Raw genomic sequence first — 19,487 nt, forward strand, 5'->3', positions numbered from 1 at the left:
GTCCTGTATAAAATTTCTTATATAACTGTCAACATAAATTTCACTTTTTTATTATACTTCTCTACAGTACCTGGGAGAGAATAATTGCTTCCACTGGATATTTGCTTGGAAATATCATCAATTTTAATGGGTATGGGTTTCACAATTAATGTGGCTGTAACTTGCTTGTCACTTACGTCTATTTTACCATACAAAATAAATTTACCCGGATTTGACGTGTTTACTTTGGACAAATTCCAACTTACAGGCACATCTTTTACAACACCTGTATCAGAAATTACGAGTACAGTGGCTCTTGGAACATATTTATCATTTTGCCATATGGTATCTGTAAAGTTATTAACATAGGATACAGATAGAGGAATTGATTTTAATGTACTTTCAAGATTATAATTTACAGCTGCACTGCCTCCAAGTATTTTCATATTGCTTACAATTTCAGATTTCAAAAAATTATAAGTCGTATTTGGTACATAATCATCTACAAACACTATAGGAGAAGCTGTTTGAGCAGCAACCGCAGAGAGGCTACCAATGAATCTGGAAAATCTTTATCAGAAGCTACATATACCGTAGCGGAGCTGCAGACAGTACATCTGGAAAGTTTTCACCATTTACTAGTACCACATAATCACTTGATTCCTTCCAGCCATCCTCACAGACTTTAGCTGCAGTTTCATATCTGTCTGTACCTATGTATCATGTATCTGTCCGTCTGAACCTGTGCATGTACTTCAGTAAAACTAAAACTTACTATAAAAGCTGCTAATATACCTGCCATCTATAATTTTTTACCTTTAAGTGCATTAAAAAATTTAATGTCTTTCATGTATATTTACATTCTCCCTTCTGGATTTCCTTATCGTTATTTCCAAAATAAACATATTTCTAATTTTATTATCGGAGGTCCCTATAGAATGCTTTAGGAAAAACTTTAATACACATTAATTATTTATACAACTCTATTTTAAACGCCAATACATATAATTAACAGCTCTTTAATAAATCATATATATCATATAGTTCTGTCATACGGCTCTATTTTTACATACATTCTAAACAATTCCAATGCTTGTTCCTCGCTTATTTGTCCGCTGTCTAAATTACGATATAATATATATAAGTTAGCATTCATACTCGGATCTGTACTTTTGGTTTCCTTCATCTTTTCAAATATTCTCTCCTTGAGAGAAATATTATTTCTATTAAGTTCTTCTTGTAAAAAATTTAATATTCTCTCCACTTCTTTTCTTGTAGACTTTTCTCTAGTACTTATTTTTATATTTTTTAATCCTGAAATCAACATATCTATACAATTTTTATCAATAAGTATTTTTTCTGACTTGTCACTTGCCATAAAGATCCCACCCCTTCTTAAATTACACTTTATTAGACAGCTTATCTTATTTTATATTTTACCAATTAAGCCAATATAATGTCAAAGGTGAAACTTATTCAAGTTTCACCTTGTTTATGAACATAATTTAAAATCAAGCTAAAGATTCCTCTTTATATTCTAAAAATTGAATTTTATCTGCATCAACAATAGTGGAAAACTTTTTGACTCCATCCTTTACATAGCTTTTAGTGCTTATTTTGCCATTTACGCCCAGGAGTCTGCCTTTTTTCAGATATGGATACAATTTGTCTCCCCTGTTGGTCCAATAGGAAATTGAAATAAAATCCGCTTCTCTCTCCCCGCTGCTGTTTAGAAAATCTTTGTTAACAGCTAAAGTAAACTTGATTACGCCTCTAACATTATTCTCCATCTTAATAATTTCTGCATCTTTAGTCAACCTTCCAATAAGAGTAACACTATTCAACACCTTTACCTCCCTGTTAGTTTTTTCTGTAATTATGTCCCCGGAAAAAGGTCTTATTCAATGTAAACTCTTATTTTCAATAACTTTTTTATATTTTATTTCATAACTACCATTTACATCATCCCCAGCTTCTTCAAAATGGGGGATGATAAACAATTCTACATCCCTGAATGAATTCTTCTAAGATTCAATGGGTAAAATTTCAGTCCAGTAACCGTCAGGATCAGCTATAAAGTAAAGACCCATCTTTTTATTTTCATAACATATACATCCCATTTTTTTATGATACTCATGTGCAGCTTTTAAATCATCCGTCCTAACAGCCATGTGAATTTCGTTGTCTCCTAGATTATAAGGCTCCCTTCTATCCTTAAGCCAGGTAAGTTCTATCTTATAATCTTTTACTCCATCTCCCATAAAAACCAGTGTAAAACTTTTATCATCTGCTTCCTTTCTTTTAACTTCTTTAAAGCCGAGAGCCTTTTTATAAAATTCTATACTCTTATCCAAATTTAATACATTTATATTGTTGTGGTCAAATACAAATTTCATAATCCATCATCCTTTCATATTTGCAATTCAAGTTCTTTATCCCATTGCTATCATAACCAATACCCAGCCCAGCTTTGTAAAATTGTGACAAACATATGATCAAATCCCACCTGAATCTAAGAATCACTTTACACAATTATATCCTATATTCTCACATATGTTAACTAAATTGTAAAAATTGTTTTTCCTTATGATATAATAAAAATAATTTAAAATTATAAGGTAGGTGAAATACATGAATAACTATAAAATTAAAATTCATTATCTGTACCACAGCGGCTTTGCCATAGAGACCTCATCACATTTTTTAATATTTGACTACTATAAGGACTCCTTTGATTCCTGCAAACACACTTTAGAAAATGGCCTTATTTCAAAGGACCTTATAAAAAATAAAAAAAATGTATTGGTTTTATGCTCTCATAGACATCCTGATCATTTTAACCCGGTTATACTAAAATGGCAGGAGGTAAATCCTGATGTAAATTATATCTTGAGCAGCGACATAAAGATTAAAAATCCTCCTGAAAATTATCACAAATTATCTCCTTATGAAAGCTTAAATTCAAACAATGTATATATAAAAGCTTATGGCTCCACAGACATAGGAATTTCATTTCTAATAAAAGTAGATGGGATTACTATATTTCACGCTGGAGATCTAAACTTATGGTACTGGAAAGAGGATTCAAGGGAAGAGCAAAAATCCGCTGAGAAAAATTTTAAAAGGGAGATAAAAAAGATAAAGGGAGAAAATATAGATTTTGCATTTTTCCCTGTGGATCCAAGGCTGGAGGAATACTACTCTTTAGGAGGAGAATATTTTATAAATGAAATTCACCCTGTGTTTTTCATACCAATGCATTTTTGGGACAATAGCTATATAACCAAAAACTTTGCAGAACTTACAAAACATTCTTCCTCAAAATGCCTTATTATAAATCATAGAGGACAGACATTTGATTTTACGTAGAAAGGATGCAAAAATGATAGATCTTAATAAAAACTTAGACTTAAATGATGCCAAGTTAGAAGTAACTGAAGATCATGTACACATTGAATTTTCAAGACCAGTGGAAATATTGAGTTCTGCTATATTAAATGGCGGTTTTACTGAGGCCAGCAATATAGTAAATATGAAAGTTCGTCAAAATAAAGATGCAGACAGCCATAAAACATTTCTTCCTCCGAAAGTTACCATTAAAGAATATATAAAATCCAAAAAATGGCATGGCAAATCTGTGGGAATGATGACTGCAGCTAACATGAAATCTTTTAGAACCTGTTCAGCAGTTCATGACAATGTAATTGTACAGAGTTTTATTACTATGGGAATATCCAATGCACGAAGAGCAGGAGATGCTGCTGACTGGAAAAGTTTTAACTCCTACAGTCCCAAGCCCGGCACTATAAATATAATTTTAGGTACAAATGCCAAATTATCCAGGGCAGCCATGGTAGAAGCCATTATGATTATTACAGAAGCAAAAACTTGCATAATGCAGGATTTCAACATATTAAGTTCTGTAAGCAAAAAGACCGCTACTGGAACAGGGACAGACTCCTGTGTGGTTTTCACAGGCACAGGTGAAAATATAGATTATTGTGGGAAACACGTTTTAATTGGTGAAATGGTGGCCAATGTAGTTTTAAAATCTTTAAGGGACTCTTTATCCGAAATAATCTCCTGGGGTAAAACACAGTGGATATAGAATTTAAAGCTCAAAGTTCAGATATCAGAATTCAAATTTGGTAGATTTTCGGTTAGTACCGAAAATCATCCTCATTTGATATTTATTCTTTCAACTTTTCTATTCCATTCCCGTAGATCCGAACCCCTTTTGGCCTCTTTCCGTATCACTTAATTCATCTACCTCTTCTATACAAACCTGCTCTACAGGTTTTACAACCATTTGAGCAATTTTCATGCCCTTTTCCACTAAAAATGGTTTCTCACCAAAATTTATCATAAGTACTTTTATTTCACCCCTGTAGCCTTCATCTACAGTTCCCGGTGAATTCAAAAGGGTAATGCCATATTTTAAGGCAAGTCCACTTCTTGGCCTAACCTGAGCTTCCGTATTTGCAGGAAGTTGAATTTTTATTCCAGTAGATACAAGCTTTCTTTCCATAGATCTTATAAGTGTTTCTTCCACTGAAAACAAGTCAAGTCCCGCATCCCCACTATGAGCATAAAATGGAATTTTTGCTTCTTCATTAATTTTCTTTACCAATAATTTCATAAGTCATACCTCATCTTTTTTTATATAGTTCCAATTCTACTAATAAAATACCACCAAAACTAATAAAAGACAAATGAAATCTAATAATATTATCCCAATCATATATAATTTCCAAATAATATATGGAAATTATATGCCATGAATGTTATTATCTATATAGCAATTATAAGAAGGTGTATGATTATGTACAATTACCTTACTGAAGAGGCCATAGATAAGTTAGAAGAGGAAATCGAACACAGGAAAGTAGTAGTTAGGCACAAAATAAATGATGGTTTAAAAGAAGCCCGTGCCCAAGGAGATCTAAGTGAGAACTTCGAATACAAGGCTGCCAAAAGGGACCGGGCTCACAATGAAAGTAGAATAAGATATTTGGAACGAATGATAAGAACTGCGAAAATAATAAAAGATACCACTTCAAAAAATCAAGTTGGAATTGGTAAAACGGTGTATTTGAAATTCTCTCAGGAAGACGAAACTGAAAAGTTTAAAATAGTAACTACCATAGAAGCAGATCCAATGAATAATAAAATAAGCATAGAATCCCCGTTAGGATCTGCAATATACAAACATGCCATAGGTGATAGTGTTACTGTAAAATCACCACAGGGCCAGTATTGTGTCAAAATTGAAAACATAGATTAAAACCATCAGTCCAATGTTATTAAATATATTTATCAATAACATCGGACTGTTTTAATCTAATTATCAGCAGATTTTTTATCTAAAATATTTTTTCCCCTTTTATAATAAGATTCCATTACATCTTTTGGAACCATACTTCCACCTGTGGCCCAGGCAATGTGGTAGGAATTATTCATTTTATCTTTCAAATTATTATCCTCTATATAATTTCTCCCAGCTTCATTCTTAAATAATTGAGCTGGACCTGAAACTCCCGCCAGTGCAGAAGGTTCCAGTGAAATATTTTCTGAATCTATCATGGTCTTTAAAAGCATATACAGCTTTTCATCCTCTACTGTATAACATCCACTCATCAGATTTTCCAAAGTTTTCCCCACAAACCCTGAAGGTCTGCTAACAGCAAGTCCGTCTGCTTCAGTAACACCGTCAATTCCAAAGTCCTGAACACATATTTTATTGTGCAAGCCTGTCATAAGTCCAAGAAGCATGCAGGGTGAATGAGTTGGTTCGGCAAAAAAACAATGAATATTGTCTTTAAACACCAGCTTTAACCCAAAAGCAACTCCTCCTGGACCGCCTCCCACTCCGCAGGGAAGGTAAACAAACAGCGGATGGTTTTCATCAATGGCAACATTAATTTTCTCCAACTGATTTTTCAGTCTGTAGGCGGCCACTGCATATCCTAAAAACAAATTAGTGGAATTTTCATCATCTACGAAATACATTTTTGGATCCAGAGATGACTGTTTTCTGGCTTCTACTATGGCTTTGCTGTAGTCCTCTTTATATTCAATTACAGTAACTCCTTTACTTCTAAGAAGATCTTTTTTCCACTGCCTGGCATCAGCTGACATATGCACATATACCTTAAATCCAAGTTTTGCACTCATTATACCAATACTCAGTCCTAAGTTCCCGGTTGATGCCACCGCAATAGAGTATTTAGAAAAAAACTCCCTGAATTTATAACTGTCAATAATTGAATAATCATCTCTTTCATTCAACATATCATTTTGCGCAGCCAGAGCTTCTGCATGTTTTAAAACTTCATAAATACCTCCTCTTGCTTTGATTGATCCTGAAATAGCAAGCTGATTGTCACATTTCAATAGCAATTGGCCCAAAATTTTCTCATTAAATATATCTTCCATCTTATTCTGCATATCAGGTATTTTAACAACTGGAGATTCTATAATTCCCTTTGTTTTTTGAGTTTCCGGAAAAACCTTTGCTATATATGGGGCAAATCTTTTCAGCCTTCTTTCTGCATCTCTTACATCCTCTTCTTTAAGTGAAATGTTTTTTACAGTTTCTTCAAATTCTTCATGCTTGGGATTTACCCATAATACCTCCTCTGTTGAAACAATCTTATTAATTAATGGAAACTGTTCTTCCCACTGTTTTATAGTTTTTCCCTGGATAATTTTATTTTCCATGATGAACCCTTCTTTCTTCAATAATCGGATAAACTTATTATAATACAAATACTATTCCTTAGAAGTAATATTCTTTGATTTTTCATTTTATCTAAACTCCACTGACAATAAAGTTTAGATTTTGTTTATAATTAGTTTAGGTAAAATAGATATATATTTTTTAAAATATAATGTGGAAGGTATGATTGATGTGAGAAACATCATAAAAAATATGTTACAAAAAAAACAACACCACCTTTTTTATCTCAAGCCACCTCATTCATGATATCGAACTGACCTGCACACGAATTGGAGTACTGTACAGTGGAAATCTCATCAATGTGAATACCACTAAAAACATATTGAGCAATTATGCTTCTCTAGAGAATTATTTTATCAGTGATATGGAAAAAAACGGAACAATTTAAGGTAACTTTAATGAATGATCAGGGTGGTTCGGGTTCAGAATTTCCGCTGTTGGTTCTTTCCATGCTCACAAACACAATACTTCCTCTTTTTATAGCACTCATTACCATAGACAGTTTTTCCGGCTGCACTATATGGCTGAAAATCCCAACAGGGTATTTAGCAGGGAGGAATTATTTGAAAATATATGGGGACTTGACTCCATAGGGGACAACGCTACCGTCACAGTACACATAAGAAGAATAAGAGAAAAGATAGAGGTTAGCCCTTCCCATCCTCAATACATAGAAACAGTTTGGGGAGCAGGGTACAGGCTAAGAAGTTGACTCAATTGATATTATTTATTTTAATATTTCTTCTGCTCTTTCAATCAATTTTTCAGCTGCCTTGGGACATAATGAGGCCAGGTCCTCTATATGGACTTGCTCTGATGCAGAAGAATCAAAGAGTATATTGGCCGAAGCTCCAAATTCTTCATCTGCCAGCCATAAAATCAAAATAACAGGTACCTTTGGAAATACGTTGAGTTGTAACCCCAAATCCCCGAAATCCACTTTTTTCCCACCCATATCAATTCCAGCTTTTAAGAATAATTCACCCTTGTTTCCAAAAAACTCTGCTAATCTTTTCATACCCCTGTCTGCAAAAAAATTGTAGGTATCCCCTACTCCCTTTATCTCCCTATAAGGTACCCATTTGTTAGACAGTTTACTATTACTACATCTGCAAAGATAGCTCATAATTAATATCTTGTCAAATAAAACATTCTTATCTTTAGAAAATGTATTATCCTTTTCATTTTTTAAACTTATATGTCCCTGAGGATATGAAATAATATACTCTCTATTAAAATAAGTTAAAATAAACTCCCCTTTTTCCGAATCATATTGTGCTCCACTTTTTTCAGCCACTTCTTCTGGATGACGTTCACCAAATTTCTTACATAAATTTTTATAGCAGATCTCATAATTATCTTCTCTAATTTCTTTCATATAAACATCCCCTTTCCCTAATATATTCCATATTTTAAAACTCATCTTATATAAATTATTATACTATACCAACAGACCTTTGGGAATAAATTCTTAAGCACTTCATCCCTTTTTATTCCAGTCCCTTCAGTATATCATCTGCATTTACATCTATCTTTACATGAGCCCATTTTTACCAACTAAATCCTCCATACTGCTGCATTTTTAATTCTTTTCTTAAGTGAATATTTAGTATTTCTAATACATTCATACTTTTTCTCCTTTTAAAAATACTTTATACTTATTATTACCAGCTATACATACATAAAAATAACGTACCTAGATTTGATTTACACAAACCCAGGTACGTTCCCTGTTAAAATCAATAGCACCTACCCTAAAATCTACAACAGCCTCTCTCTTTCTTCTCTGCACAAAAAATTTTATACCTCTATCATACAAGCCTTTATAATTCTCTACTCCAGTGGAACTATATCATACTCGGCTGCTAGAAGATCTATAAAGGCCATCTTTTTTCTTAGAAGTTCTCCTCTCCTTAAAAGAAGTTTTATCACTTCACTTGCTTCAATTGAGGCTGCTAAAGCTGGTGTGAATGATGGATTACCCATTTCCTTTTCAATTCCCTTAGATGTTTGTTTGTCCATATTATAAATCTTGTTTAAGGTATCATCCCCCGGGAATATAGTAGTAACTTGAGCATACCATCCTGCTATGGCTCCATGAACCATTGGTATATTGAGTTTTTTACAGCTGCGTTGAAGTAATAATCTTGCTGGTATGCTGTCAAGAGCATCTACTACTACATTGTGATTATTTAAAATACTGCAAGCAGTATCTTTCGTAAGCATTTTTTCTAATGCTCTTACCTTTATTAGTGGATTTACTTTTTCCATTCTAGTCTTTGCTTCTAGTGCTTTGCTAAGTCCTATGGTGTCTGTATTAGAAAGTATCTGCCTATTCAAATTAGATTCCTCAAATACATCTCCATCTACTGCAGTAATACTTCCTATCCCTATCCTTCCCAGCATCTCAATGACATAACCACCAATTCCTCCACAGCCTACAACGCAAACTTTAAAATTCTTTAAGTTATCATTTTCTTCCTCTGACAGGGTTTTCATATTTCTAACATAACGTTCCAAATTTAACCGCCTCCTACTGGTGGAAACAATGATAAGACATCATTGTCTTTAAGTTCTGTATTTGCTTTACCATCTCTACCATTTATAAGTAAAATAGCAACTTCTTCTTCATTAATATTTATCTTTTTAAATATATCCGCAGGTGTTACAGATTCGTCAAATTCTAAAAACAATTTTTTATCTCTATCTTTTCTAAAGTAAGCAAATAATCTAACTTCTATTTTCAAGCTAACACCTCCCTTGTTTAAGAAAATAGGCTTCATATACAGAAACAAGATGTGTTTTTTAATACATGAAGTCTAATCTCTAATTTATCTAGTGAAGCAAACTAAAACTTACCTACATATTCATCTAATCCTAATTTCTTTAATGTTTCTTCTGTAGGTATACCTTCTTTGCTCCATCCTCGTACTGAGTAATATTCAGGAAGAAGAACATCTAACCTATGAACTTCTCCTTTTGATGGGCCATCTGGAATAGGAGTCTTTAAAAGTCTCTTTGGTAGAGTATCTTGGCTGCTGTCTATCCCAGCTTTAAGATTAAATAGTTTCTCAAGAGTCCAAATTCTGTCTCCTGCCTCCAGCAGTGAATCTGCATCGTAAGTAGTTCCTCCAACTACTGCATTATACATATCTACATAATCTTGTATTCCTAATCCAAATGTGGTAAATATACATAATCCTAGAGAGTCGATTACAGCAGTTAAATCATGAAATAATTTGGCATAAGCTGCTTTACCTTCTAATGCAAATCTATCAAGCTTTTCTGGATAACCTAATATTTCAGGATTAATCATATATCCTTTAATATGGCATCCTCCTCTGTTGTTAACTGCGTAAGTAATACCATGTCCCTGTATTCCTCTAGGATCATAAGCTGGAAGTTCCTGTTTTTTTACCGTCATGGAATATTCTGTTGCATCATAGGACTCACAAAGTCTATAGGAACCATCTGACATCTTGTCTCCAAATCCTTCCTTATACACCATCTTCTTTATCCAGCCAACCATAGATTTTGTATCACCCCATTTGAGAGACAAATTATCTCCAGCTATTTCTTCATCTTTTATGATTCCTCTCTGATAAAGTTCCATAGCTGCAGCAATTGTTGCACCACAACTAATGGTATCAACTCCATATTCATTGCACAACATATTTGCTTCATTTATAGCATCTAAATCATAGGAATCACAATCAGAACCAAAACACCACAGTGTTTCATATTCAGGTCCACCACATTCAGTACCGTCTTTTAATCTAACCCATCTTCCACAACCTATAGGACAGCTGTAGCAAGGATTTTTCCTTACTAGTTGGTTAGCAGTGAGAGTTTCTCCACTTATTTTATCTGCTTGATCAGTATAAGATCCCTGGAAGTTTTTTATTGGATGTACCCCATTTTCATTTATTATATTAACTAATATAGCTGTACCATAAGTTGGTAAACCTTGTCCAGCTACCGGATCATTTTTTAGTATTTTCATTTTTTCCATACAAACTTGTTTTACTTTTTCTTTATCAGCTAAATCTACTTTTCCAGTTCCTTTAACTACAATAGCCTTTAAGTTTTTAGATCCCATAACTGCACCAACACCACCTCTTGCTGCAGTTCTATCCACATCATTCATAACTGCAGCCATAAGAGACAATTTTTCACCAGCTGGTCCGATACATAATACTTTTGATTTGTTTTCAGTAATTTTTTGTAATTCCTTTGTAGTTTCTGATGTAACTTTTCCCCAAAGCTGTGATGCATCCTTAATTTCTACCTTATCATCTACTATTTCAATATAAACTGGTAAATCAGCTTTATCTTCTACTATTATCATATCCCATCCAGCTTTTTTTAAGTCCACTCCCCATTTTCCACCTGAATTTGAAATTGCTATAGTTCCTGTAAGAGGTGCTTTAGTAACTACCATAAATCTTCCACTAGTTGGCACTGGAGCTCCAGTTAATGGACCTGTTACAATTATAAATTTATTTTCTGGAGATAATGCATCTATTTTAGGATCTATTTCATCAAATAAAGTTTTAACACCCAATCCCCTGCATCCTATGAACTTTTTAGCTTTATCTAAATCTAAATTTTCTGACTTACAAGTCCTCTCTTTTAAATTGATTCTTAATACTTTACCATTATAACCGTACATTAAAAATCCTCCCAAAAATATATTTGTATAGATTGTTAACTCTATAACTGAACTTATATAATTTATAAACTCGGAATTACTCATTGATCACTGAGGTATATCAGATATAAAATTTATAATCTGATGTTGTAATTGGTTTAGCTATAATGTTAACGATCTATACATGTAGCAAGAACTGCGCCAAATATTTTTACCTATGCCAATCATACTCATTTCGCCATTTTAGGTCTCATGTAAACGATTATTGTTCCAAAGAGGATCCGCAGCAGTGTTACATTTTGGAATTGTGCTCCAATGTGGAACAGTAAATATTATATTTCTTGATTTTTCTGTAAAGAGTGTTCCTTCCTATACCCATAGCCTTGGCAGCTAAAGTGACATTTCCCTTAAACTTTTTTATTACATTTTCTATATGTACTTTTTCTAAATTCTCGAGGTTCATATTAAGCATAAAATCTTCATCATAGTATATATTATAACTGCCTCCTCTTTTGCGCTCTTTATATGAGCTTTCTGTCTCAATAACACTCTCATCTACATGCTCAATATTTATGAAAAATTCAATAACATTTTCTAATTCTCTTATGTTTCCAGGCCAATCATATTGTACTAATTTATCCATTTGAGCATCATTAATTTCCACTTTTCTTTTATTTAATTTTTTGCTTATTCTATTCATATAATAGTCAATTAATAGACAAATGTCGTCTTTTCTATCCCTTAAAGGAGGAAGATGAATAGGAAGAACATTTAATCTATAAAATAAATCTCTTCTAAAATTTCTATTTTCAACTTCCTCCTTCAAATTTTTATTTGCAGCTGCAATTATTCTAACATTTATGGGTGTTTGCTTGTATCCCCCGATCCTTACAATTATTTCTTCTTCTATAACTCTTAATAGCTTTACCTGCATTTCAACAGACATTTCACCTATTTCATCTAAAAAGATAGTTCCATCATTTGCCATTTCAAATTTGCCTGGATTTCCTCCCTTTTTAGCTCCTGTAAAAGCACCTTCCTCATATCCAAAAAGTTCAGACTCTATAAGTTTTTCCGGGATTGCACCACAATTAACAGCCATAAAAACATTTTCTTTTCTATCACTGTAATTGTGTATAGCCTGAGCAAAAATTTCCTTTCCTGTACCACTTTCTCCTGTTATTAATATAGTAGACTTACTATTAGCTATCTTTTTAGAATACTCTATTATATTTAAAAAGTTTTTATTTTTTCCTATTATTTTGTCAAAAGTATATATTGCCCTACTTTTTAACCGCTTTTCTTCTAATTTTCTTTCCTTTTTTATTTTTTTAAAAACAACTATGATTATGCTATCATCCATTTTTTCTGTGTATAATGCATATATACTTAAATTTAATTTAAGTATATTGTTAATAGATTTTATGCTAGTTTCTATATTCTCTCGAATATTTGTATTATCCATTATATTACTCCAGTTATCTACCATATCTTGAATATTCATATCCATTATCGACTTTCGACTATATCCAGTAATTTGTAGTAAACCAGTGTTTACAAATTTAATTTTCCCATAGATATTACAAATTATAATACCTTCAGAAATAGATTCAATAAATCCTTCAAAGCTTTGTTTACTAGTATTGAGGTTTATCATAACAATTGAATTTCATCTCCTGACTTTATCCAACCAGAACTTAATACTCTTGCAAATATAATTTCTTTTAGCATAATACAGCCTCGTAAATTTCTTATTTTGCAGCCTTATAACATTCTTTGTCTACCTGAGTCACTTCTAAAATTACTTCTCCAACTTTGATTTTTTCCCCAAGAGGAATTAGAAAATTCGTTGTACGAACAATCTATCTATGAATGTTCATCATCCAATTTACCTAGAAAATCCTCCTTCATAAATAATTATGTTAAAATATTTATAAAGCATAAATTGTGCCAGATATAATTATAAAAAAACACTTAATAACCAACAACATATACAATGTACTGATTATCAAGTGTTCATAGTAAATGAATCAATAATATTTTTTTGTTTCATACCAAAACGTTCAAATAATAAGCAATATATTTATCTATATCACCAAAATGTTCAAAAAAGATACAATATCATCATTTTATCTTAAAAAAATGGCCAAATAACAAACAATAATATTTTTTATCTTTAAAAAATGTTCGAATATAGAGCAATTAACCTATAATTCAGGATTTGCTTACTTATTAACTACTTAATTAGTACTATTTTTCCCATATTTGGGTACTCATATCCTCCAAGTCTGTCTAATTCTTTTAAAAATGTATCGCTCTTCATAACATCAATCAATTCTTTAATTGTTTCCATTTTTAAATATTCTTCAGGTACTGCAAAATCGTATTCTTCATTGCATACTGGAATAAAATCAAGTCCCATTATTTTTGCTGCTGAATATATCCCAAGGCCACAATCTACATCTCCACTAGCCACTGCTGCTGCTACAGACAGATGGGTAAATTCTTCTCTTTCATATCCATTAATATCGTTTGGTGAAATATTTAACTCTCTTAAATAATAGTCTAACAGTAATCTTGTTCCTGCTCCCCTTTGCCTATTTACAAATCGGACACCTTTTTTTGATATATCTGAAATTTGCTTAAGTCCCAATGGATTTCCCTTTTGGACCATAAGGCCTTGGATTCTATTTACTACTTTTATTATAGCTATATTTTTATCTTTTAAGTATTTATTAATATAGGAAATATTGTACTCTCCGCTTTCCATATCCAATAGATGAATTGGGGCAATATGTGCTTCTTCATTTTTTAACGCCATTATTCCACCCATACTTCCAACATGAGCTGAAGACAAATAATAATCAGGATTTTTTACATGGAGTAAGTTAGAAAGTACATCTAATATAGGATCGTGACTGCCTATGCACACAATGGTATTTTTAATTTCATCTATATTTTTCATAAGGCTTATTTGCACTTTAGTTCCAGCTTCCATACCTTCTACGTTTTGTGGAACTTCTAATATTCCATCTGCCATTACCAGAGACATGGTAGCTCCTGCTCCCCTTGAAAGTGGTGTGGCAATAAGTTTATCTTCTACATATCCCAATTTGATTCTTACAAATTCTAAATATTTTAGAGAAGACATAATTCTTCTTGATAAAATTGCTTCTACCGTTTGTTCTTTTTGCTGGTTCATTCCCTGATATTCTTCTATAATTTTTTTAAGGACTTTATCCATTATAAAATAGGCTGAGACTGGATATCCAGGAATTCCAAGCACTGGTTTATTCTTAACTTTTCCCATAATAACAGGTTTCCCTGGCTTTATAGATACACCATGCACATAAACTTCTCCTAAATCAGATATAACGTCACTTGTATAATCTTCTCTTCCTGCAGAAGAACCTGCATTTATTACGACTATATCACATTTTGAAGCAGCCTTTTCTAAAGTTTCTTTTAATATTTCATAGTTATCTTTTACTATACCGTATCTCTTTGGTATTCCCCCATATTCGATTACCTGTGCACTAAATACCCTTGAATTAAAATCAATTATATCTCCAACTTTGAGATCCGTTCCCGGATCAACTAATTCAGTACCTGTTGGAATAATGCCTACCAAAGGCTTTTTATAAACTTCAATAATATTTACCCCTCCAGCTAACATCGCACCTATATCTACCGGCCTTACAACATGACCAGAAGGTACAATAAGCTGGCTTTCAACTATATCTTCACCTAATGGCCTTATATGCTGCCAAGGCGCTGCACTTTTATATATTTTAATTCTATTTTCATCTATTTTTACTATGTCTTCTACCATTATTACACAGTCATATTCTTTAGGAATTGGATCTCCCGTATCTACCAGTAAATAATTTTTTCCTTCTTCTAATATAATAGGTTTTTTTTCAGAAGCTCCTATAGTACTTGAGCTCTGAAGCGCAATGCCGTCCATAGCAGAACAATTATAAAATGGGGAGGATATTTTTGAATAAACTGCTTCTGAAGTAACTCTCCCCAGACATTCATCTGTGCTTACTGACTCCTTATTTAAAAAAGAAGATTTTATATTATCGAAATATTTTTTTAGCGCTTCTTTTAACTCATAATTTAATAAATATACTTTTTGTGTCATAAAAAATCACCCCTAAAATTTATAAACATATACTTTTTGATTTTCAGAAATTCCTTCTACGTTTTTATCAATCTTTATATAACCCCATGCCTTCGTAAATCCACTTATAGTCGCTGATTTAGTCAAAACAGGTACAGCTGTATATTCACCTTCCATATTATCTATAATAACTGGAAGATATTCTTCTCTTCCTTTAGCTTTATGATAATTTGTACTGAATTTGCAAGGAATAGGATATTCTATTTCTTGTAAATTCATCATTGTATGAAGAACATATCTAACCAATATTCCATAAACTACAGCACAAGAAAGTGGATGACCAGGGAGTCCAAATATAGGTTTATCTTTTACCCTACCAAGTATAGTAGGCTTACCGGGTTTTATGGATATTCCATGAAAAAGCATTCCGGGATTTCCAAGTTCCTCAATAACCTTTGCAGTTTCATCTTTCTTTCCTACGGAACTGCCTCCAGATACAAGTACTATATCACATTCGTCTAAAGCTTTTTTAACAGTTTCAAATAATGTTTTATAATTATCTTTAATTACTCCATACAGTATAGGTTGTCCACCATCTTCAATAACTGAAGAATAAATAAGATATGAATTAATATCCCTAATTTCACCAGGACGCGGCTGTTTTTCAGGTGCAACAATTTCATCCCCTGTGGAAATTATTCCAACTCTCGGCTTACAAAATACAGGTATTTGGGTAATTCCTAAGTTTGACATCATACCTACGCTGTAAGGTGAAAAAAGTGTTCCGCGTTTAAGCACACTTTCACCTAGTTCCACATCCTCGTCCTCATTTAATACATTTTCGCCAAATGAAATCGATTTATTAGCAAGTATAGTTGCATCATCCATTTTATCAGTATATTCGATCATAATAACACTATCAGCTTCCTTTGGAAGCATTCCCCCAGTAGGTATATAAATACATTCTCCTGGAAATTCTAAGGATTCAACAGGCATTTCACCCATTTTAACTTCTCCTCTTAAATTAAGTATAGAAGGCATGCTTTCACTAGCACCCTGAAGATCTTTAAATTTAACAGCATATCCATCTACCATAGATCTTTTAAAACCTGGTATATTTGAAGATGATATAATATCCCTAGATAATATTCTGCCATTGCATTCCTTAATATCTACTAATTCTGACTCTAAATTTAATTGAAAATTAGAATCTATAATACGTTTTGCTTCTTCTACAGATACTACATTATAAAGATTCATAATAACCTCCCATTTGATATACTTAAAGATATGTTAGTAAATACTTAATTTTAATACAATTAAGTATTTATATTATTATACATCCAATTATTTTAATTTTATATAATTTCGCATAAAATATATATGGTAATTCCATCTTCGTTATATATTTAGACTAATTATAATAATAATGTTCAATTTGTTACAGTTTACAGTAAATTAATTTTATGATAAAGTTACATTAGAATGTGATTCAATAAGGATTAATAAAGTTTTGAATATTATAGATTTAAGTACTATAGAAATATATGATTCATGAAATCATTTTCACTTAGATTGTTTTATGCTATAATATTTATAGGAATAATTTCCACTAAATTACGATATTTTAATATTTTTAGCTAATTGCATCATATTATTTTCAAAATAAATTTACTATACTAAACCATTAAAGATTTTTATTTTTTTAATGGTTTAAATCATATTATTATATGGTAAGCGTAGGTAAAAAATTTTAATTTAATTAAAAAGAAACATCCTAGATTTTAGGCATAATATTAAATTGTGTGGAAGTACACGCAAAAGGCTGAAATGCCCAAGCTTAAAGAAAGGAGTGTACAAAGTATGAAAAGTATACTAACTACTTGTCCTTATTGTGGAACAGGCTGCACCTTTTTCTTAAATGTAAAAGGTGGAAAAATTGTTAGTGTAACCCCAGATGATGATGTGAATTCAGTAAACCAAGGTAAACTTTGCTCAAAAGGACGTTTTGGTTTTGATTTCGTACATCATAAAGACCGCTTAACTAATCCTTTGATTAGAAAAGAAGGCAAACTGGTTGAAGTTACCTGGGGAGAAGCAATTGATTTTATTGTTTCTAAAATCAAAAAAACTTTAAAAGAATATGGTTCTGACAGTATGGCAGCTTTTAGCTCAGCACGATGTACTAATGAGGAAAATTATCTTATGCAAAAATTAATGCGTGCAGTGATTGGTACCAATAACGTCGACCACTGTGCTCGTTTGTGACACGCTCCTACAGTGTCTGGTCTAGGCACAGCATTTGGCAGTGGAGCAATGACAAACTCAATACACGAACTTGATGAAATGAGACCTAAAGATGCTATTTTTGCTATTGGTACAAACACTACAGAATGCCATCCTATAATTGGTGTTAAAATGTTCAAGGCTAAAGAACGCGGTACTAAGTTAGTAGTGGCTGATCCCCGCAAAACTGATATGGCATTACATGCTGACGTTTGGCTGCGACTTAAGCCAGGTACAGATGTAGCACTTTTAAATGGAATGTCAAATGTCATACTTACAGAAGGTTTGGCTGATGAAGAATTTATTGCTAAAAGAACTGAAAATTTTGAAGTTTTCAAAACAGTTGCAATGAAATTCACCCCAGAGTATACAGCCAACATAACACATGTACCAGCGGAAAAAATACGGGAGGCAGCAAGAATTATTGCTAAGGCTGATAATACTGCTTATTACTATACCATGGGTATTACACAGCATACTACAGGTGTTGATAATGTACTGTCTGTAACTAATTTGGCCATGCTTACTGGTAATATGGGTAGAGCTAAAACAGGTGTTAACCCTCTTCGTGGTCAAAATAATGTACAAGGTGCATGCGACATGGGAGCTCTTCCTAATGTCTATACTGGATACCAGTCAGTAACTAATCCTGATGCGAAAGCAAAATTTGAAAAAGCATGGAATGCAAAATTAAGTGATAAAGTTGGACTTACTATTCCATCTATTTTGAATGCAATTGCAAAGGATAAGATCAAAATGCTGTATGTATTTGGTGAAAATCCAATGCGCAGTGATCCTGATATAAATCATGTGGAACACTGTCTAAAACATTTGGACTGTTTGATTGTTCAAGATATCTTCTTAACTGAAACAGCTGAAATTGCTGATGTTGTTCTTCCAGGTGTATCCTATGCTGAAAAAGACGGAACTTTTACTAGCACTGATCGTACAGTCCAGCGTATTCGTAAGGCTGTAGAGCCAATAGGTAACAGCCTTCCAGATTGGGAAATATTGAGAAATATTATGAAGGCAATGGATTATCCAGCAAATTATAGTTCTCCTGAAGATATATTTGATGAAATGAGATCTTTGACAGCAAGCTATGCTGGTATTACTTATAAACGACTGGAGAAAGGTGGCATTACATGGCCATGTCCTAATGAAAGTCACCCTGGCACACCTATTTTGCATGTAGGTAAGTTTTCTCGAGGTTTGGGTAAGTTTTCTCCAATTGAGTATCGAGAACCTGCCGAACTTCCTGATAAAGAATATCCACTGATGCTGACTACTGGACGTGTTGTTGCTCACTATCATACAGGGACTATGACGCGGCGTAGTTGGGGATTAAATGGTGTGGAACCTGAAGGATTTTTAGAAATTAACCCTGAGGATGCAAAAAATCTTAATATTGAAGACGGTGATGAAATTACTGCAGCAACACGACGCGGATCGTTAATTACAAAAGCACTAGTAACAACCAGAGTACCAGTCGGGCTAACGTTTATTACTTTCCACTTTACCGAGAGTCCAGGTAATATTTTGACTAACAGTGCAGGAGATCCTATTACTGAGACACCCGAACTTAAAGTTTGTTCCGTAAAAGTAAAGAAATTAGATTTCTCAGATTTCGGATGTCAAAAGCGCAAGATTTTTCGTAAAAAAAATATGTGTAAAGAAGCTTAAAGATCAATTATTTTATAGCCAAA

17 protein-coding genes and 5 pseudogenes are annotated in these 19,487 nt (G+C 32.8%); 7 read left to right on the top strand and 15 right to left on the bottom strand.

Annotated elements, in window-relative coordinates:
* Window positions 1–17: 17 nt before the first annotated feature.
* From AB8U03_RS00650 to AB8U03_RS00670, 5 genes are all read right to left on the bottom strand, one after another.
* Window positions 18–491 carry an Ig-like domain-containing protein gene (locus AB8U03_RS00650; RefSeq protein WP_369702616.1) on the bottom strand — a complete coding sequence of 158 codons (474 nt, stop codon included), beginning with the start codon at window positions 489–491 and terminating at the stop codon, window positions 18–20.
* A gap of 70 nt (window positions 492–561) precedes the next feature.
* Window positions 562–696 (bottom strand): cell wall-binding repeat-containing protein, encoded by a 135-nt coding sequence (locus tag AB8U03_RS00655; RefSeq protein ID WP_369702998.1) that lies wholly within the window; start codon window positions 694–696, stop codon window positions 562–564.
* Between the two features lie 319 nt (window positions 697–1,015).
* Window positions 1,016–1,357 carry a hypothetical protein gene (locus AB8U03_RS00660; RefSeq protein ID WP_369702617.1) on the bottom strand — a complete coding sequence of 114 codons (342 nt, stop codon included), beginning with the start codon at window positions 1,355–1,357 and terminating at the stop codon, window positions 1,016–1,018.
* Window positions 1,358–1,490: 133 nt separating this feature from the next.
* The gene (locus tag AB8U03_RS00665) at window positions 1,491–1,826 is read right to left on the bottom strand and encodes a single-stranded DNA-binding protein (protein WP_369702618.1); all 336 of its coding nucleotides are present in this window, start codon (window positions 1,824–1,826) and stop codon (window positions 1,491–1,493) included.
* 177 nt (window positions 1,827–2,003) lie between these two features.
* Complete coding sequence (locus AB8U03_RS00670; protein ID WP_369702619.1) at window positions 2,004–2,375, bottom strand: VOC family protein; 372 nt, start codon at window positions 2,373–2,375, stop codon at window positions 2,004–2,006.
* Window positions 2,376–2,610: 235 nt separating this feature from the next.
* On the opposite strand from AB8U03_RS00670, the gene AB8U03_RS00675 reads away from it, so the two are divergent.
* Both AB8U03_RS00675 and AB8U03_RS00680 read left to right on the top strand, forming a co-directional pair.
* The gene (locus tag AB8U03_RS00675) at window positions 2,611–3,348 is read left to right on the top strand and encodes an MBL fold metallo-hydrolase (RefSeq protein WP_369702620.1); all 738 of its coding nucleotides are present in this window, start codon (window positions 2,611–2,613) and stop codon (window positions 3,346–3,348) included.
* A complete protein-coding gene (locus AB8U03_RS00680; protein WP_369702621.1) occupies window positions 3,335–4,087 on the top strand; it encodes an adenosylcobinamide amidohydrolase in 753 nt (250 codons plus the stop codon). Before AB8U03_RS00675 ends, AB8U03_RS00680 begins: the two co-directional genes overlap by 14 nt.
* A gap of 99 nt (window positions 4,088–4,186) precedes the next feature.
* Here the strand turns inward: AB8U03_RS00680 and dut are convergent, their stop codons facing one another.
* Window positions 4,187–4,618, bottom strand: coding sequence for a dUTP diphosphatase (gene dut, locus AB8U03_RS00685; protein ID WP_369702622.1), 432 nt, complete (start codon window positions 4,616–4,618; stop codon window positions 4,187–4,189).
* A gap of 183 nt (window positions 4,619–4,801) precedes the next feature.
* Between dut and greA the strand changes: the two genes are divergently transcribed.
* Window positions 4,802–5,263 carry a transcription elongation factor GreA gene (gene greA / locus AB8U03_RS00690; protein ID WP_369702623.1) on the top strand — a complete coding sequence of 154 codons (462 nt, stop codon included), beginning with the start codon at window positions 4,802–4,804 and terminating at the stop codon, window positions 5,261–5,263.
* A 56-nt stretch (window positions 5,264–5,319) separates the two neighbouring features.
* On the opposite strand, the gene AB8U03_RS00695 is transcribed toward greA, so the two are convergent.
* Window positions 5,320–6,699, bottom strand: a complete 1,380-nt coding sequence (locus AB8U03_RS00695) for a D-serine ammonia-lyase (protein ID WP_369702624.1) — start codon at window positions 6,697–6,699, stop codon at window positions 5,320–5,322.
* A 169-nt stretch (window positions 6,700–6,868) separates the two neighbouring features.
* Here AB8U03_RS00695 and AB8U03_RS00700 point away from each other — a divergent pair.
* The 3 pseudogenes from AB8U03_RS00700 to AB8U03_RS00710 form a co-directional block, all read left to right on the top strand.
* A pseudogene (locus tag AB8U03_RS00700) lies at window positions 6,869–7,106 on the top strand (ABC transporter ATP-binding protein); the annotation flags it as partial.
* Between the two features lie 25 nt (window positions 7,107–7,131).
* Window positions 7,132–7,230 (top strand): annotated as a pseudogene (locus AB8U03_RS00705) (ABC transporter permease); the annotation flags it as partial.
* Window positions 7,227–7,430: pseudogene (locus AB8U03_RS00710) on the top strand (winged helix-turn-helix domain-containing protein); the annotation flags it as partial. The pseudogenes AB8U03_RS00705 and AB8U03_RS00710, both read left to right, overlap by 4 nt.
* Window positions 7,431–7,445: 15 nt before the next feature.
* Here the strand turns inward: AB8U03_RS00710 and AB8U03_RS00715 are convergent.
* From AB8U03_RS00715 to AB8U03_RS00745, 8 genes and pseudogenes are all read right to left on the bottom strand, one after another.
* The gene (locus AB8U03_RS00715) at window positions 7,446–8,096 is read right to left on the bottom strand and encodes a DUF3786 domain-containing protein (RefSeq protein WP_369702625.1); all 651 of its coding nucleotides are present in this window, start codon (window positions 8,094–8,096) and stop codon (window positions 7,446–7,448) included.
* Between the two features lie 455 nt (window positions 8,097–8,551).
* Window positions 8,552–9,238, bottom strand: coding sequence for a HesA/MoeB/ThiF family protein (locus AB8U03_RS00720; protein ID WP_369702626.1), 687 nt, complete (start codon window positions 9,236–9,238; stop codon window positions 8,552–8,554).
* A gap of 2 nt (window positions 9,239–9,240) precedes the next feature.
* Complete coding sequence (locus tag AB8U03_RS00725; protein ID WP_369702627.1) at window positions 9,241–9,465, bottom strand: MoaD/ThiS family protein; 225 nt, start codon at window positions 9,463–9,465, stop codon at window positions 9,241–9,243.
* A 101-nt stretch (window positions 9,466–9,566) separates the two neighbouring features.
* Window positions 9,567–11,390 (bottom strand): aldehyde ferredoxin oxidoreductase family protein, encoded by a 1,824-nt coding sequence (locus AB8U03_RS00730; protein WP_369702628.1) that lies wholly within the window; start codon window positions 11,388–11,390, stop codon window positions 9,567–9,569.
* 271 nt (window positions 11,391–11,661) lie between these two features.
* Window positions 11,662–12,696, bottom strand: a pseudogene (locus AB8U03_RS00735) (sigma-54 interaction domain-containing protein); the annotation flags it as partial.
* Between the two features lie 156 nt (window positions 12,697–12,852).
* Window positions 12,853–13,026: pseudogene (locus AB8U03_RS18070) on the bottom strand (PAS domain S-box protein); the annotation flags it as partial.
* A gap of 579 nt (window positions 13,027–13,605) precedes the next feature.
* The gene (locus AB8U03_RS00740; RefSeq protein ID WP_369702630.1) at window positions 13,606–15,516 is read right to left on the bottom strand and encodes a molybdopterin biosynthesis protein; all 1,911 of its coding nucleotides are present in this window, start codon (window positions 15,514–15,516) and stop codon (window positions 13,606–13,608) included.
* 12 nt (window positions 15,517–15,528) lie between these two features.
* Window positions 15,529–16,755, bottom strand: a complete 1,227-nt coding sequence (locus tag AB8U03_RS00745) for a molybdopterin molybdotransferase MoeA (protein WP_369702631.1) — start codon at window positions 16,753–16,755, stop codon at window positions 15,529–15,531.
* Window positions 16,756–17,358: 603 nt separating this feature from the next.
* Here AB8U03_RS00745 and fdhF point away from each other — a divergent pair.
* A complete protein-coding gene (gene fdhF, locus AB8U03_RS00750) occupies window positions 17,359–19,464 on the top strand; it encodes a formate dehydrogenase subunit alpha (protein ID WP_369702632.1) in 2,106 nt (701 codons plus the stop codon).
* Window positions 19,465–19,487: the final 23 nt, after the last annotated feature.

The sequence above is a fragment of the Clostridium moutaii genome (assembly GCF_041205085.1).
GTDB classification, from domain to species: Bacteria; Bacillota; Clostridia; order Clostridiales; family Clostridiaceae; genus Clostridium_B; species Clostridium_B moutaii.

Coding starts and splice junctions, on each gene's coding strand:
- AB8U03_RS00660 (WP_369702617.1), bottom strand. CDS start 1,357: ATGGCAAGTGACAAGTCAGAAAAAATACTTATTGATAAAAATTGTATA.
- AB8U03_RS00670 (WP_369702619.1), bottom strand. CDS start 2,375: ATGAAATTTGTATTTGACCACAACAATATAAATGTATTAAATTTGGAT.
- AB8U03_RS00675 (WP_369702620.1), top strand. CDS start 2,611: ATGAATAACTATAAAATTAAAATTCATTATCTGTACCACAGCGGCTTT.
- dut (WP_369702622.1), bottom strand. CDS start 4,618: ATGAAATTATTGGTAAAGAAAATTAATGAAGAAGCAAAAATTCCATTT.
- greA (WP_369702623.1), top strand. CDS start 4,802: ATGTACAATTACCTTACTGAAGAGGCCATAGATAAGTTAGAAGAGGAA.
- AB8U03_RS00695 (WP_369702624.1), bottom strand. CDS start 6,699: ATGGAAAATAAAATTATCCAGGGAAAAACTATAAAACAGTGGGAAGAA.
- AB8U03_RS00715 (WP_369702625.1), bottom strand. CDS start 8,096: ATGAAAGAAATTAGAGAAGATAATTATGAGATCTGCTATAAAAATTTA.
- AB8U03_RS00730 (WP_369702628.1), bottom strand. CDS start 11,390: ATGTACGGTTATAATGGTAAAGTATTAAGAATCAATTTAAAAGAGAGG.
- AB8U03_RS00740 (WP_369702630.1), bottom strand. CDS start 15,516: ATGACACAAAAAGTATATTTATTAAATTATGAGTTAAAAGAAGCGCTA.
- AB8U03_RS00745 (WP_369702631.1), bottom strand. CDS start 16,755: ATGAATCTTTATAATGTAGTATCTGTAGAAGAAGCAAAACGTATTATA.